The 15,823-nt window shown below is 58.7% G+C and carries 13 protein-coding genes; 2 read left to right on the top strand and 11 right to left on the bottom strand.

The features are described 5' to 3' along the window. Positions 1 to 10: 10 nt before the first annotated feature. Positions 11 to 778, top strand: coding sequence for a uroporphyrinogen-III C-methyltransferase (cobA, locus tag IB250_RS00150; protein WP_192342515.1), 768 nt, complete (start codon positions 11 to 13; stop codon positions 776 to 778). Positions 779 to 948: 170 nt separating this feature from the next. Here the strand turns inward: cobA and IB250_RS00145 are convergent, their stop codons facing one another. From IB250_RS00145 to ppsA, 8 genes are all read right to left on the bottom strand, one after another. Then, positions 949 to 1,983 (bottom strand): OmpA family protein, encoded by a 1,035-nt coding sequence (locus IB250_RS00145; protein ID WP_008074091.1) that lies wholly within the window; start codon positions 1,981 to 1,983, stop codon positions 949 to 951. Positions 1,984 to 2,090: 107 nt separating this feature from the next. Next, positions 2,091 to 2,681: an RNA polymerase sigma factor SigX gene (sigX, locus tag IB250_RS00140; protein ID WP_032830573.1), complete on the bottom strand. Its 591-nt coding sequence runs from the start codon at positions 2,679 to 2,681 to the stop codon at positions 2,091 to 2,093. 86 nt (positions 2,682 to 2,767) lie between these two features. Beyond that, positions 2,768 to 3,592: a mechanosensitive ion channel family protein gene (locus IB250_RS00135; RefSeq protein ID WP_007902078.1), complete on the bottom strand. Its 825-nt coding sequence runs from the start codon at positions 3,590 to 3,592 to the stop codon at positions 2,768 to 2,770. 2 nt (positions 3,593 to 3,594) lie between these two features. Next, positions 3,595 to 3,843, bottom strand: a complete 249-nt coding sequence (locus IB250_RS00130) for a hypothetical protein (protein WP_007902080.1) — start codon at positions 3,841 to 3,843, stop codon at positions 3,595 to 3,597. Positions 3,844 to 3,906: 63 nt separating this feature from the next. Continuing rightward, entirely contained in the window at positions 3,907 to 4,902 is a 996-nt protein-coding gene (locus IB250_RS00125) for a zinc transporter ZntB (protein ID WP_192342514.1), read from the bottom strand. Between the two features lie 25 nt (positions 4,903 to 4,927). Then, positions 4,928 to 5,419, bottom strand: a complete 492-nt coding sequence (gene rraA / locus IB250_RS00120; RefSeq protein ID WP_007902085.1) for a ribonuclease E activity regulator RraA — start codon at positions 5,417 to 5,419, stop codon at positions 4,928 to 4,930. A 174-nt stretch (positions 5,420 to 5,593) separates the two neighbouring features. Continuing rightward, entirely contained in the window at positions 5,594 to 6,583 is a 990-nt protein-coding gene (locus IB250_RS00115) for an alpha/beta fold hydrolase (protein ID WP_192342513.1), read from the bottom strand. Positions 6,584 to 6,776: 193 nt separating this feature from the next. Continuing rightward, on the bottom strand, positions 6,777 to 9,152 hold the full coding sequence (gene ppsA, locus IB250_RS00110) for a phosphoenolpyruvate synthase (protein ID WP_192342512.1): 2,376 nt from the start codon (positions 9,150 to 9,152) through the stop codon (positions 6,777 to 6,779). A 174-nt stretch (positions 9,153 to 9,326) separates the two neighbouring features. Here ppsA and IB250_RS00105 point away from each other — a divergent pair, with 174 nt between their 5' ends. Then, entirely contained in the window at positions 9,327 to 10,145 is an 819-nt protein-coding gene (locus IB250_RS00105) for a pyruvate, water dikinase regulatory protein (RefSeq protein WP_007902088.1), read from the top strand. A 135-nt stretch (positions 10,146 to 10,280) separates the two neighbouring features. Here IB250_RS00105 and prpD read toward each other — a convergent pair whose 3' ends face one another. The 3 genes from prpD to acnD form a co-directional block, all read right to left on the bottom strand. Next, positions 10,281 to 11,765 (bottom strand): 2-methylcitrate dehydratase, encoded by a 1,485-nt coding sequence (gene prpD, locus IB250_RS00100; RefSeq protein WP_192342511.1) that lies wholly within the window; start codon positions 11,763 to 11,765, stop codon positions 10,281 to 10,283. A 201-nt stretch (positions 11,766 to 11,966) separates the two neighbouring features. Next, positions 11,967 to 13,157 carry a 2-methylaconitate cis-trans isomerase PrpF gene (gene prpF, locus IB250_RS00095; RefSeq protein WP_192342510.1) on the bottom strand — a complete coding sequence of 397 codons (1,191 nt, stop codon included), beginning with the start codon at positions 13,155 to 13,157 and terminating at the stop codon, positions 11,967 to 11,969. 70 nt (positions 13,158 to 13,227) lie between these two features. Then, entirely contained in the window at positions 13,228 to 15,822 is a 2,595-nt protein-coding gene (gene acnD, locus IB250_RS00090) for a Fe/S-dependent 2-methylisocitrate dehydratase AcnD (protein ID WP_192342509.1), read from the bottom strand. Position 15,823: the final 1 nt, after the last annotated feature.

The raw sequence follows: 15,823 nt of genomic DNA, 5'->3' as shown, positions 1-15,823 counted from the left end.
GGAAAACACTATGAGCGCAAAAGTCTGGCTGGTGGGTGCGGGTCCTGGCGACCCTGAATTGCTGACCCTCAAGGCGGTTCGAGCGTTGCGCGAAGCGGACGTGGTGCTGATCGACGATCTGGTCAATGAGGCAGTGCTGGAGCATTGCCCGAACGCGCGAATCATTCCTGTCGGTAAGCGCGGTGGCTGTCGCTCCACGCCTCAAGCCTTCATTCATCGCTTGATGTTGCGTTATACCCGTCACGGCAAATGCGTGGTACGGCTCAAGGGTGGTGATCCGTGCATCTTCGGGCGCGGCGGTGAAGAAGCGCAATGGCTGCGTGAGCGTGGTGTCGAGGTTGAGCTGGTCAATGGCATCACCGCGGGTCTTGCCGGCGCGACCCAATGCGATATTCCGCTGACGCTGCGGGGCGTCGCGCGTGGCGTGACACTGGTCACGGCGCACACTCAAGATGACAGCAGCCTGAACTGGCAGGCCCTGGCTCAAGGGGGCACCACGCTGGTGATCTATATGGGCGTGGCGAAACTCAGTGAAATTCGTGAGCAACTGCTGGCCGGCGGAATGGCTGCCGATACGCCTGTGGCGATGATCGAAAATGCTTCCCTGCCGCACCAACGGGAATGTCGGAGCGACTTGGCAGCCATGGAAGACGATGCCTGCGACTTCCGACTTAAAAGCCCGGCGATTCTGGTGATCGGTGCGGTGGCGACCTGCGATGAGATCAAAAGATCGCAACCTGCGGCAGCTCCTGTATTGGCTCGGTGTTTATCTTTGTAGGGATCAAAAAGATCGCAGCCTGCGGCGGCTCCTACATGGATTTGGCATTTATCCCTGGAGCTGCCGCAGGCTGCGATCTTTTAGAAACAACGCAAAACCAACGCTGAAACCCAAATCGCAGACAAAGAAAAGCCCGGCCTAAGCCGGGCTTTTCCAGAGCTGCGAGCTAATTACTTAGCGCTAGCTTCAACCTGCGCTTCTACGCGACGGTTTACAGCGCGACCAGCGTCAGTTTTGTTGTCAGCAACTGGGCGGGATTCGCCGTAGCCAACAGACTGAACGCGGGACGATTCAACACCGTACTGGTTGGTCAGAACTTGCTTAACGGCGTTTGCACGACGCTCGGACAGTTTCTGGTTGTAAGCGTCAGGACCGACGGAGTCAGTGTGACCTTCAACAGTAGTAGTGGTGGATGGGTACTGCTTCATGAAGTCAGCCAGGTTCTTGATGTCGCCGTAGCTGTTAGGCTTGACTACCGACTTGTCGAAGTCGAACTTCACGTCCAGCTCAACACGAACAACTTCAGCAACTGCTGGGCAGCCATCAGCGTCAACAGTTACGTTGGCTGGGGTGTCCGGGCACTTGTCAACGTTGTCGCAAACGCCATCGTTGTCGCTGTCAGCGCAAACTTCAGCTGGTGCTGGAACTGGAGCAGCAGCAGGCTTGGAGCCGCCACCGAAGTTCACACCGATACCGACGCTAGGAGCCCACTCGGTGTCGCCCTGGTCGATGTTGTATTGAGCTTCAACGCCAGCACGGGCGTAGAAGTTGTCGGTGAAGTACAGCTTGGCACCGCCGCCAACGTTGGCGAAGGTGGAACCGTTACGACCACCGGAACCGTTCTGACCGATGCTCTGGTCGGAGAAGCCAGCCGATACGTACGGACGCAGCATGTCGCCCGGGTTGTTGAAGTGGTACAGAGCATCCAGAGCGGTGTTCGAGCCCTTGATGTTACGGCCATCTTCAGCACGTGCGTTGTGCACTTCGTCGTAGGCCAGACGCAGTTCAACGTCGTCGGTCAGGAAATAACCGATCGAACCGCCGAACAGGTTGCCGTTGTTCTTGAAGTCACGAGCGCTATCGAACATTTCTTTCTTAGCGAAGCCTTCGATTTCAACTGCGCCTTGGCCTTGTGCCAGAGCGCCGAACGAAGTGGCAGCAATAAGAGAACCAATGGCCAAGCCCAAGGTGTTTTTCAGTTTCATCCGTTAAATCCCCATCTGGTGATTGTGAAGCAGTCCCGCAAACCGGGGGACAACTCGGCGGCAAGTCTATCAGAACTTGCCTACACGTAAGAGATATTTGCGCCGAACTAAGTTTCAGCAATGCCTGCAAATTTCTCACGCAATTTGTCTAGAGCGCGTTTGTAACGCATTTTTGTTGCACTCAAACCCATGTGCATTATGTCTGCGATCTCCTGAAATTCCAGCTCTGCGACAAATCGTAGCACCAGAATTTCCCGGTCGATCGGGTTCACATACACCAGCCAGCGATCAAGTCCACCCTTTTCCTCGGGTTTCGGCATCTTTTCTTCAGATGCTTCCTCGAGGGGGTCCAGACTCAAAGCGTCCATCAAGCGACGCTTTCGCCGTTCTTTCCGATACTGCGTGATGCACTCGTTGTACGTGATGCTATATAGCCATGTCTTGAACTTCGATTTCCCCTCGAAGTTCTTCAGGCCGTAGAGCACCTTCAACATCACTTCCTGACAGACATCGTCTGCATCACGATCGTTCCCAAGATACCGTGCACAAACGTTAAATAATGTTCGCTGGTAACGCCGCATCAGTTCTTCATAAGCGCGCGTTACGTGAAACAGCTCGGTATGCGAGCGCGCGACCAACTCCTCATCAGAGAGCTCGCGGGGGTCGTAGCGCGTGGAGAGCGATTGAGCTTTATTCAAAACAAGTCTGGCCGACAGTCAGGTCAATGTCCGCCGCAGTCCTTCAGGACATTTTGCGGCGGCATACATTAGCAGGATTTGCCGGGTTAGCGGCTACTCACATGCTGCTCCAAGAGAATCCGATTCGAGAGAGAGACTAGCTCACCCTCATCGGTCAGCACGGTGGTTTTAACCGTGCCGATCTCTTCGATCTGACCTTCGACCTCGCCAACTCGCACTTGTTGCCCAACCTGATACAACTCACGCACATAGATTCCCGCAAGAATCTGACCGGCAATTTCCCGGCTTCCCAACCCCATGGCCAGCGCAACCGCCAGACCAACGGTAATCAAGACGATCACGATCACATGGTTGAGCAGGTCAGTCTTGACCTCCAACTGGCTGATCGCAACCGAAATACTGATGATGATCACCAGGCCCTGGGCAATTCGCCCCAGGCCCGCGGCGTAATCAAGCCCTACGCCTTCAGCCGCGCCACGCACCAGCCCATTGGCCAGTTGCGCCAGCAAGACACCCACCAGCAGTACCAGCGCAGCGCCGAATACTTTCGGCAAATACAGCGCCAACATGTCCAGCGTAGCCGAAACTCGCTCAAGTCCAAGCGATTCTGCGGCCGAAACCAGAAAAATCAGCAGAACGAACCAATACACGATTTTGCCGATCAACGTCGAGATAGGTACCTGAAGGCCTGCTCGGGACAGCAATTTGGTCAGCCCGGTGCCGCCCATCAGGCGATCGAGGCCCAGTTTGGCAAGCAATTTGGAGAGCAGTGTGTCCAGCAGTTTGGCCACGACAAAACCCAGCAGCAGCACAACCAGTGCGCCAAACAGGTTCGGAATGAAGTTTGCAACCTTGGTCCATAACGCAGTCATTGCAGTGACGAGGCTCTGAGTCCAGAGATCAAGTTCCATATTCAATCAGCCTTATCAGCAGTGCGAGCGGTAGGTTTACGAAGACGGGAAACCGGCGAGATATGGGCCGATCCGTTATTCAGGGCGATCATCAGCGCGGGCAACCAGCGGCCCAGCAGGCTGAACAGATCGCCGGCACCGACCTGGCGGTTGGCGGTTTTCAGCACGCGGCCCAGGCAGGCATCGTCGTCACGGCTGGACGGCGAAGCTTTGAGCATGTCACGCAAAGACTGTTCAAACGGATCGTGCATACGCACCTCTCGTGATATCTGTGAAAGACGCGGTCAAATTTGGTCGGGTCACATGACTCATCATCAGAACCAGCGCAAACGTCGGAATAGCCACCACTGTCCCAGCGCTACCGAGCCTGCCAGCAAGCAGGCGATCAGGAAGCCATAAGGGCTGGTGGAGAACGGAATACCGCCGACGTTGATACCCAAAAGACCGGTCAGGAAACTCATCGGCAAAAAGATCCCGGTGATGATCCCGAAGCGGTACATCGTGCGATTCATGCGCACGCTCAGACGCCGGTCTTCGGCCTCCAGGACCAGCCCCACGCGCTCTCGGGTCAATTCCAGCTCCTCGAGATAACGGGTCAGGCTGTTGTTCAATTCGTTCCAGTAATCGCCATCGTCTTCAACGAACCACGGTAGTTTTATTCGCGTCAACTGACCGAAAATATCCCGTTGCGGTGCCAGAAAACGTTTCAGTGCGGCCGCTCTGCGACGGATCTGCAAAACAGCCCCATGCTCCGGCGTATACCGTTCGTCGGTATCCAGCTTTTCTTCTTCCTCATCGACGATTTCCGAGAGGCAGCTGACCAGATCCTGCACTTTGTTAGTGAGGTACTGCGCCATATAAAGAATGAGTTCGGAGGCGGTTCTCGGCCCTTTGCCTTCAGCCAGTTGCGCCAGCAACTCATCGGTGGCGCGCGATGGCCGCAGACGCAGCGAGATCACCCGCTGGGCCGCCCCGAAGATCCGCACCGAGACCATGTCTTCCGGCTCGGCACCTGGATTGAGGTTGATTCCGCGCAGAAACAGCAACAGCTCGGAGTCCGGCAGCGGCAAAAGACGCGGCCGGGTGTTCTCTTCCAGCAACAAGTCGCAACTAAATTCACTCAGACCGCTGTATTTACGCAACCAGGTCTGGGTTTGCGGGTGACTGCGATCCCAGTGCAGCCACAGGCTTTCATGGGCCTGCAGTTGCAAGTCATCGAGTTCAGTCCGGGCTATCGAACGCGCACCGCCTTTACCGTCCAGCACCAGGGCATGCACCAGCCCCCACTGCGCGTTTTCCTCCTCGAACATCCTCACCCCTTTAATGAAACGCGCTTTATTCAGGCATCTTCAGCGGGCTTGGCGAAATGATCACGCCGTTGTTATCCGCATAAACATAGTGACCCGGGTGGAAAGTCACACCCGCGAAGGTCACGGCAATATTGAGTTCACCCACACCGCGCCGGTCGGTTTTCATCGGGTGACTGGCCAGGGCCTGAACCCCCAGATCGGTTTGCGCGATGACGTCGACGTCGCGAATGCAACCGTAGATCACCAGCCCTTCCCAACCGTTACTGGCGGCTTTCTCGGCCAGCAGGTCGCCCAACAGCGCGCGGCGCAGGGAACCGCCACCGTCGACCACCAGCACTTTACCGTTACCCTTGAGCGCGACTTGCTCCTTGACCAGCGAATTATCTTCGAAGCATTTGATGGTCACGATTTCGCCGCCGAAAGAATCACGGCCACCGAAATTGCTGAACATCGGTTCCAGCACCTGCACCAGCTCCGGGTAGGCATCGCAAAGATCAGGCGTGAGGTAATGGTTCATCGAGAAACTCCTGTGAAAAGGAAGACAATCGAGTAGGCAGCATACGCGGACCAAGGCTCAACGGCTGCAAACGCGCCGATCGAGTCAATCACCAAAAGTGACCAGAACCGCTTAATGCGTCATATCTTAGCCGCAAGCCGTTCCGAGCGAAATGCCCTTGTTAGAGCATCAGGCTCAAATTGCCGCGGCCAAATCCGGCTTTCCACCCAGCAAAGGCGTCTGTTGATCTGCCAGCCAACGCGCCACCAAAGGCCAGACTTCCGTCTGCGCAGCCTTGCTGACAAGCATTTCCACATGACCGAAATTATCGCCAAAGCCTTGCTCGCGGCCAAGGGTGATGAATTGCTTGTGCTCGGAGCCGACCTGATCGAACAGCTTGCGGCAGGCCCAGGTCGGGTCCTGATGATCGCCCGCGGCACTCACGGCCAACACCGGTAACTGAACCTCGGCCAAACCCGCCCACCAGTCCTTGTCGGCATCGCCAAAACGCCCGAACAGCCCGTACCAGCGCATGCTTTCCAGGGCCAGGCCAATCGGCTCGTCCTCCGGGCCGCGCTTAAGGCGTGAACCTGACAGTTGGGCAAACCGCTTGAGGATGAAGCGCCCGCTCCACTCCACCGGTGGAAACTTCAACGGCCAGTAGGTACGGCTGACCTGCGTACCGAAGAACGCCGCAGACGCGACGACAGGCTCGCCGATGTATTCTCCACCCAGCGCCGCCGCCAGCGTAATGCCACCCAGCGAGTGACCGATCCAGTGTGGGACCTGGCCGCTTTGCTCGCGAACGAATGCGCCAATGGCCGGCAAATCGTAACGCGCGTAGTCGGCGACGCGGTTTTTGCGATAGTCCTGATTGCGCTGAGACAGCCCATGACCGCGCATTTCCGGAATCCACACATCGAACCCCAGACGCGTCAGATAAGCCCCCAACCCCAAACCTTTGGGAGAGAACCAGAATCGTCGATTGGAAAAGCTGCCGTGCAACAGAATCACCGGGACGCCACGCACCGCCGGCTCATCGGCCAGGCCCAAGCGCGTCACAGCCAGTTCGACGGTACCGTCGGGGCTGTTGCCGGGTTTCAAACGATAGACGTCTTCGCTCAGATCACCGCGCCGTTCGGCGCTGATCAGGGCGACAGGAAATAGGTTGCTGCTGCTTTGCATAATGCTCTTGCACAAAAAAGGGCGGCATCCAGAGGAGCCCGCCCTACTTGAATATCTGAAAGAGCCGGCCAGTGTGGGAGCGAGCCTGCTCGCGAAGGACGCCAGAACAACGCGTTTATCCAGCAAGTACGCGTTATCGTTTACGACCATCGCGAGCAGGCTCGCTCCCACAGAGAGCGGCCCGTCCACACCATCAGGCCGAAGCCTGACCCTCAGCCAGGAAAAACCAGGTTTCCAGCACGGAGTCGGGGTTCAGCGAAACGCTTTCGATGCCCTGCTCCATCAGCCATTTGGCCAGATCAGGGTGGTCCGAAGGGCCCTGACCGCAGATGCCGATGTACTTGCCGGCCTTGTTGCAGGCCTGAATAGCATTGGCCAGCAGCTTCTTGACCGCAGGATTACGCTCGTCGAACAGGTGCGCGATGATCCCGGAGTCACGGTCCAGACCCAGTGTCAGCTGGGTCAGGTCGTTGGAGCCGATGGAGAAGCCGTCGAAGAACTCGAGGAACTCTTCAGCCAGGATCGCGTTGGACGGCAGCTCGCACATCATGATGATGCGCAGACCATTCTCGCCGCGAGCCAGGCCATTTTCGGCCAACAGATCGATCACTTGGCTGGCTTCGCCGAGGGTACGAACGAACGGAACCATGATTTCAACGTTGGTCAGGCCCATCTCGTTGCGCACGCGCTTGAGAGCACGGCACTCAAGTTCGAAGCAGTCACGGAACGATTCGCTGATGTAACGCGAAGCGCCACGGAAGCCCAGCATCGGGTTTTCTTCTTCCGGCTCGTAGAGCTTGCCACCAATCAGGTTCGCGTATTCGTTGGACTTGAAGTCCGACAGACGCACGATGACCTTTTTCGGGGTGAACGCAGCGGCCAGGGTGCTGATGCCTTCAACCAGTTTGTCGACATAGAAGTCAACAGGATCGTTGTAACCGGCGATGCGCTTGTCAACGCTGTCCTTGATGTCCTGTGGCAGACCGTCGTAGTTCAACAGCGCTTTCGGGTGAACACCGATCATGCGGTTGATGATGAATTCCAGACGGGCCAGGCCCACACCGGCGTTCGGCAGCTGCGCGAAGTCGAAGGCACGGTCCGGGTTGCCGACGTTCATCATGATCTTGAACGGCAGATCCGGCATGGCATCCACGGAGTTTTTCTTGATGTCGAAACCCAGTTCGCCTTCGAAGATGTAACCGGTGTCGCCTTCAGCGCAGGAAACGGTCACGCCCTGGCCGTCTTGCAACAGTTGGGTGGCGTTGCCGCAACCGACCACGGCCGGGATGCCCAGCTCACGGGCGATGATTGCCGCGTGGCAGGTACGACCGCCACGGTTGGTGACGATGGCGCTGGCGCGCTTCATCACCGGCTCCCAGTCCGGGTCGGTCATGTCGGAGACCAGTACGTCGCCGGGCTGGACTTTGTCCATCTCGGACACGTCCTTGATGATGCGGACCTTGCCGGCGCCGATGCGCTGGCCGATGGCACGACCTTCCACCAGCACGGTGCCGGTTTCTTTCAACAGGTAGCGTTCCATGACATTGGCCGAAGTGCGGCTCTTCACGGTTTCAGGACGGGCCTGAACGATGTAGAGCTTGCCGTCGTCGCCGTCTTTGGCCCATTCGATGTCCATCGGGCACTTGTAGTGCTTCTCGATGATCATCGCTTGTTTGGCCAGCTCGCTGACTTCAGCGTCGCTCAGACAGAAACGGGCACGATCGGCCTTGTCGACGTCGATGGTCTTGACCGATTTACCGGCCGTGGCGACTTCGCCGTAGATCATCTTGATGGCTTTGCTGCCCAGATTGCGACGCAGGATGGCCGGACGACCGGCTTCCAGCGTGCCTTTGTGGACGTAGAACTCATCCGGGTTCACCGCGCCTTGCACGACGGTTTCACCCAGGCCGTAAGCGCCGGTGATGAACACCACGTCACGGAAGCCCGATTCGGTATCGAGGGTGAACATCACGCCGGCGGTGCCGGTTTCGGAGCGGACCATGCGCTGCACGCCAGCCGACAGGGCAACCAGCTTGTGGTCGAAGCCCTGGTGGACGCGGTAGGAAATCGCGCGGTCGTTGAACAGCGAAGCGAACACCTCTTTGGCGGCGCGAATAACGTTTTCGACACCACGGATGTTCAGGAAGGTTTCCTGCTGGCCAGCAAAGGAAGCGTCCGGCAAGTCTTCGGCGGTAGCGGAAGAGCGCACGGCAACGGCCATGTCAGGGTTGCCGGCCGACAGCGTGGCGAACGCAGTGCGGATCTCGGCGTTGAGCTTCTCGGGGAATTCGGCTTCCATGATCCATTGACGGATCTGGGCGCCGGTTTTGGCCAGGGCGTTGACATCGTCGACATCCAGCGCGTCGAGGGCTGCGTGGATCTGATCGTTCAGACCGCTCAGTTCCAGGAAATCACGATACGCCTGAGCTGTCGTGGCGAAGCCACCGGGCACCGATACACCGGCACCTGCAAGGTTACTGATCATCTCGCCCAGGGATGCGTTCTTGCCCCCCACATGCTCTACATCATGGACGCCGAGCTTATCGAGGGAAACTACGTACTCTACCAAGGTGATCTCTCCACTAACTGTGTTGGAAAAGCTCAGAAGCCGGCGACTCGGGGGAGCATTTGCCGGCTGTATGGCCTGGACCTGGAAAATAAGTGAGAATGCTGGCCACTGGCGGCCGACAAATCGCGCCTACTATATCCAAGAATCGTCACTAGCTTAAGGCTCAAGGTGCAAATGAAACGATCTGCTTTCTTTATCTCCGATGGCACGGGCATTACGGCCGAAACCCTCGGTCAAAGCCTGTTGGCGCAGTTCGAAAACATTACCTTCAGCAAAATCACGCGGCCCTACATAGACAACGCGGATAAAGCGCGGGCCATGGTACAACAAATCAACAAAGCCGCCGAAAACGATGGTTTTCGTCCGATTATTTTCGACACCATCGTCAATCAGGACATTCGTGAGATCCTCGCGACATCGAATGGTTTCATGATCGACATTTTCTCGACCTTCCTGGCGCCACTGGAACAGGAACTGACCGAGCATTCTTCCTACACCGTCGGCAAATCCCACTCCATCGGTGGCAACTCCAATTACATGGAGCGCATCGAGGCGGTGAACTTCGCCCTCGACAACGACGACGGCGCCCGCACCCACTATTACGACAAAGCTGACCTGATACTAGTGGGTGTGTCGCGCTGTGGTAAAACCCCGACGTGTTTGTACATGGCCATGCAATTCGGCATCCGCGCGGCCAATTACCCGCTGACCGAAGACGACATGGAGCGCCTGCAACTGCCAACCGCCCTGCGCGCCCATCATCACAAGCTGTTCGGCCTGACCATCGACCCGGACCGGCTTACAGCCATCCGCAATGAGCGCAAGCCCAACAGCCGCTATTCGAGCTACGCGCAGTGCGAATTCGAAGTGCGCGAGGTGGAGAATCTGTTTCGCCGCGAGAACATTGCCCACATCAATTCCACGCATTTCTCCGTGGAAGAAATCTCTGCGAAGATTCTGGTAGAGAAAGGTGTGGAGCGGCGGTTCAAGTAGTTCTTCAGCGCCTGCCAGGCCGCCTTCGCGAGCAAGCCCGCTCCCACATTTGATCTTCAGCGAACACAGATTTTGTGTACGACAAAGATCCAATGTGGGAGCGGGCTTGCTCGCGAAGAACGATAACTCGGTCTCCTAGATCACAAACAAATCCACAAACCGGTTCACCGGAGTCGCTTCAAGCGCAGCCTGGTCCTTGCACAATGCAAAGATCTCGGCACTGCGCTGAGCCGTGAAGCGCGTCGCCAGATTGGCTTTGAACTTGTCTTCCAGCAGCGGAATACCATCGATGCGGCGACGGCGATGGCCGATCGGGTACTCCACTATCACGTTCTCGGTGCTGGAGCCGTCCTTGAAGAACACCTGCACCGCATTAGCGATGGAGCGTTTATCCGGCTCCAGGTATTCGCGGGTGAAACGCGGGTCTTCGACGATGACCATTTTGTCGCGCAGCACGTCGATGATCGGATGCACGGCGTGGAAGTTGTCTTCGTATTGCTCGGCCACCAGATTGCCGAACACCAAGGGTACGGCGATCATGTACTGGATGCAGTGGTCGCGGTCCGCGGCGTTGGCCAGCGGGCCGACCTTGGAGATGATGCGGATCGCCGATTCGTGGGTGGTGATGACGATCTTGTCGATTTCGTGCAGGCGATTCCTGACCAATGGGTGCAAGGTGACGGCGGCCTCGCAGGCAGTTTGCGCATGAAACTCGGCGGGAAAGCTGATCTTGAACAGCACGTTTTCCATCACGTAACTGCCGAACGGCCGGGAGAAGCTGAAGCCACGTTTGTCTTCAGGCTTGAGCGCCAGATCGTTGTTGGTGTGGCTGAACAACACGTCGTAGAACCCCCATTGTCTGGCGGTCAGCACACCGGGAATACCCATCTCCCCACGCATCGCAATGTCCGCAAGACGCACGCCACGACTGGACGCATCCCCCGCGGCCCAGGATTTACGCGACCCGGCATTGGGTGCATGCCGGTAAGTACGCAGCGCCTGGCCGTCGGCAAAGGCATGGGACAACGCCGACAGTAGTTGCTCGCGATTGGCGCCCATGAGCTTGGCGGTGACGGCGGTCGAGGCGACTTTCACCAGGATGACGTGATCGATACCGACACGATTGAAGGAATTTTCCAGCGCAATCACGCCTTGAATCTCATGCGCCATGATCATCGCTTCCAACACCACACGAATGGTCAGCGGTGCATCGCCATTGGCCAGGCGTTTTTGCGACAGGTGGTCAGCCACCGCGAGAATGGCACCGAGGTTATCGGACGGATGCCCCCATTCGGCGGCGAGCCAGGTGTCGTTGTAATCGAGCCAGCGCACGATGCAACCGATGTCCCACGCCGCTTTGACCGGATCGAGACGGTAACTGGTGCCCGGCACGCGAGCGCCAAAAGGGACGACCGTGCCTTCGACGATGGGTCCCAGGTGTTTGGTGCATTCGGGAAAACGCAGCGCCAGCAGACCGCAGCCGAGGGTGTCCATCAGGCAATTGCGGGCGGTATCAAGCGCCTCGGTAGAGTCGATTTTGAAGTTGAGGACGTAGTCAGCGATGTCCTGCAGGACCGTGTCGTAGTCGGGGCGGTTGTTCAGGTCGACGTTGGCGCTCATGTTCGATTCACTCGGTCAGTGGTTCGCTGATGGGACCTCGGTTCAGGATCAATCTTAGTTGGTGACGCCATTCTTGTTATTGAAATGCAATTAACTGTGGGAGCGGGCTTGCTCGCGAAGAGGGAGTGTCAGTCGAAATCAATATTGCCTGATACACCGCCTTCGCGAGCAAGCCCGCTCCCACATTGGTTCAGTGTCGGGTTAGAAAGAGTCCCCCGGCACGCGGACATAACCTTCCATCAACACCCGCGCACTGCGGCTCATGATGGCTTTGTTCACGGTCCATTCACCGTTGACCTGACTGGCCTCGGCGCCCACGCGCAACGTGCCGGAGGGATGACCGAAGCGCACGGCGTTGCGTTCGATGCCGCCCGCCGCCAGGTTCACCAACGTGCCGGCAATTGCCGCCGCCGTGCCGATGGCCACCGCTGCCGTGCCCATCATCGCGTGGTGCAGTTTGCCCATGGACAGCGCGCGCACCAGCAAATCAATGTCGGTGGCGGCGATCTTTTTGCCGCTGGAGGCAATGTAATCCGCCGGTTTGGCGACGAACGCCACCTTCGGTGTGTGCTGACGCTTGGCCGCTTCGTCCAGATGCTCAATCAGCCCCATGCGCAACGCACCGTAAGCGCGGATGGTTTCGAACATCGCCAGGGCCTTCAGGTCGCCGTTGATCGCGCCCTGCAACTCGGTGCCGGTGTAGCCGATGTCTTCGGCGTTGATGAAAATGGTCGGGATGCCAGCGTTGATCAGGGTCGCCTTGAGTGTACCGACGCCCGGCACTTCGAGGTCATCCACCAGATTGCCGGTGGGGAACATCGAACCCCCTTCACCCTCTTCTTCCGCCGCCGGGTCGATGAATTCGAGCTGCACTTCGGCTGCCGGAAAGGTCACGCCGTCGAGTTCGAAATCGCCGGTTTCCTGGACCTCACCGTTAGTGATCGGCACATGGGCGATGATGGTCTTGCCGATGTTAGCCTGCCACACGCGCACCACCGCCACGCCGTTGTGCGGAATGCGGCTGGCGTCCACCAGGCCATTGCTGACCGCGAACGAACCGACCGCCGCCGACAAGTTGCCGCAGTTGCCACTCCAGTCGACGAAAGGCTTGTCGATGGAGACCTGACCGAACAGGTAATCGACGTCATGGTCGGCCTTGAGGCTTTTCGACAGGATCACGGTTTTGCTGGTGCTGGACGTGGCACCGCCCATGCCATCGATTTGCTTGTCGTATGGGTCGGGACTGCCGATCACTCGCAGCAATAACGCATCGCGAGCCGGGCCGGGAATCTGTGCCGCTTCGGGCAGGTCTTTCAGGCTGAAGAACACGCCTTTGCTGGTGCCGCCACGCATATAGGTGGCGGGGATTTTAATTTGAGGTGCGTGAGCCATTGGTGCTCCTACTCCTTATCGTAAAGGCAGGCGGACACAGGCCTGAAACCCCGTGTCCGCACTTCGTGATTTAGACGGCGACCGCCGATTCTTCGAGGAAGTCCTGGGCGAAACGCTGCAACACGCCGCCGGCCTCGTAGATCGACACTTCTTCGGCGGTGTCGAGGCGGCAGGTCACCGGCACTTCGACGCGTTCGCCATTCTTGCGATTGATCACCAGCGTCAGCGTCGCACGCGGAGTGCGGTCGCCGATCACGTCGTAGGTTTCGCTGCCGTCGATGGCCAGGGTGTGACGGTCGGTGCCCGACTGGAACTCCAGCGGCAACACGCCCATGCCCACCAGGTTGGTGCGGTGGATGCGCTCGAAACCTTCAGCGGCAATCGCTTCCACACCCGCCAGACGCACACCTTTGGCTGCCCAGTCCCGGGACGAACCCTGGCCGTAGTCGGCACCGGCGATGATGATCAGCGGCTGCTTGCGCTCCATGTAGGTTTCGATGGCTTCCCACATGCGCATCACCTGGCCTTCGGGCTCGACCCGCGCCAGGGAACCCTGCTTGACCTTGCCGTTTTCCCGGACCATTTCGTTGAACAGTTTCGGGTTGGCGAACGTCGCGCGCTGCGCGGTCAAGTGGTCGCCGCGGTGGGTGGCGTAGGAGTTGAAGTCTTCTTCCGGCAGGCCCATTTTCGCCAGGTATTCACCGGCGGCGCTGTCGAGCATGATCGCGTTGGAAGGCGACAGGTGATCGGTGGTGATGTTGTCCGGCAGCACCGCCAGCGGGCGCATGCCCTTGAGCGGACGCGCGCCGGCCAGCGCACCTTCCCAGTAAGGCGGACGACGGATGTAGGTGCTCATTTCGCGCCAGTCATACAGCGGCGCGACCTTCGGACCGGTGTCTTCGTGGATGGCGAACATCGGGATGTACACCTGACGGAACTGCTCCGGTTTCACCGAGGCCTTGACCACCGCGTCGATTTCTTCGTCGCTCGGCCAGATGTCTTTCAGACGGATTTCCTTGCCATCGACCACGCCCAACACATCTTTTTCGATGTCGAAACGGATGGTCCCGGCAATGGCGTAAGCCACCACCAATGGCGGCGAAGCCAGGAACGCGTTTTTCGCGTACGGGTGAATCCGCCCGTCGAAGTTACGGTTACCGGAGAGTACGGCCGTGGCGTACAGATCGCGGTCGATGATTTCCTGCTGGATCACCGGGTCCAGCGCGCCGGACATGCCGTTGCACGTGGTGCAGGCGAAGGCCACGACGCCGAAGCCCAGTTGCTCCAGTTCTGTAGTCAGCCCGGCTTCATCCAGATACAGCGCCACGGTCTTCGAACCCGGCGCCAGCGAGGATTTGACCCATGGCTTGCGGGTCAGCCCGAGCTTGTTGGCGTTGCGCGCCAGCAGGCCAGCGGCAATCACGTTGCGTGGATTGCTGGTGTTGGTGCAACTGGTGATGGCGGCGATGATCACTGCGCCATCCGGCATCTGGCCAGGCACGTCGTCCCACTGGCCGGAGATACCTTTGGCGGCCAGATCCGAAACCGCCACACGGGCATGCGGATTGCTCGGGCCGGCCATGTTGCGCACGACGGTGGACAGGTCAAACGTCAAGCCGCGCTCGTATTGCGCCCCCTTGAGGCTGTCAGCCCACAGGCCGGTGGTCTTGGCGTAATTCTCGACCAGCTGCACTTGCTCGTCTTCACGGCCGGTGAGTTTCAGGTAGTCGATGGTCTGCTGGTCGATGTAGAACATTGCCGCCGTGGCGCCGTATTCCGGGGCCATGTTGGAAATGGTCGCGCGGTCGCCCAGGGTCAGCGCCGAAGCCCCTTCACCGAAGAATTCCAGCCACGCGCCGACGACTTTTTGCTTGCGCAGGTATTCGGTCAGCGCCAGCACCATGTCGGTGGCGGTGATGCCCGGTTGCAGCTTGCCAGTGAGCTCGACACCGACACTTTCCGGCAGACGCATCCACGATGCGCGACCCAGCATCACGCTCTCCGCTTCCAGGCCACCAACACCAATGGCGATCACGCCCAGCGCATCGACGTGCGGGGTGTGACTGTCGGTGCCGACGCAGGTATCGGGGAAGGCCACGCCATCGCGGACCTGAATCACCGGCGACATTTTCTCCAGGTTGATCTGGTGCATGATTCCGTTGCCCGGCGGGATCACGTCGACGTTCTTGAAGGCTTTTTTGGTCCAGTTGATGAAGTGGAAACGGTCTTCGTTGCGACGGTCTTCAATGGCGCGGTTCTTCTCGAACGCTTCCGGGTCGAAGCCGCCGCGCTCAACGGCCAGGGAGTGGTCAACGATCAGCTGCGTCGGCACCACCGGGTTCACTTGCGCCGGGTCACCACCTTGCAGGGCGATGGCATCGCGCAGGCCGGCGAGGTCGACCAAGGCAGTCTGGCCAAGAATGTCATGGCACACCACGCGGGCGGGGAACCATGGGAAGTCGAGGTCGCGTTTGCGCTCGATGAATTGTTTGAGCGATTCGGTGAGCGTGGCCGGGTCGCAGCGACGCACAAGGTTTTCCGCCAGCACGCGGGAGGTGTACGGCAGGGTGTCATAGGCGCCAGGCGAAATGGCCTCGACCGCCGCGCGGACGTCGAAATAATCCAGATGGCTGCCGGGCAGCGGTTTGCGGAATTTTGTGTTCATC

Origin of the sequence: Pseudomonas sp. PDM09 (assembly GCF_014852305.1) — a bacterium.
In the GTDB taxonomy this organism is placed as follows: Bacteria; Pseudomonadota; Gammaproteobacteria; order Pseudomonadales; family Pseudomonadaceae; genus Aquipseudomonas.
The sequence above is the reverse complement of the archived record's forward strand: the minus strand, read 5'-3'. Positions and strand labels throughout refer to the sequence as shown.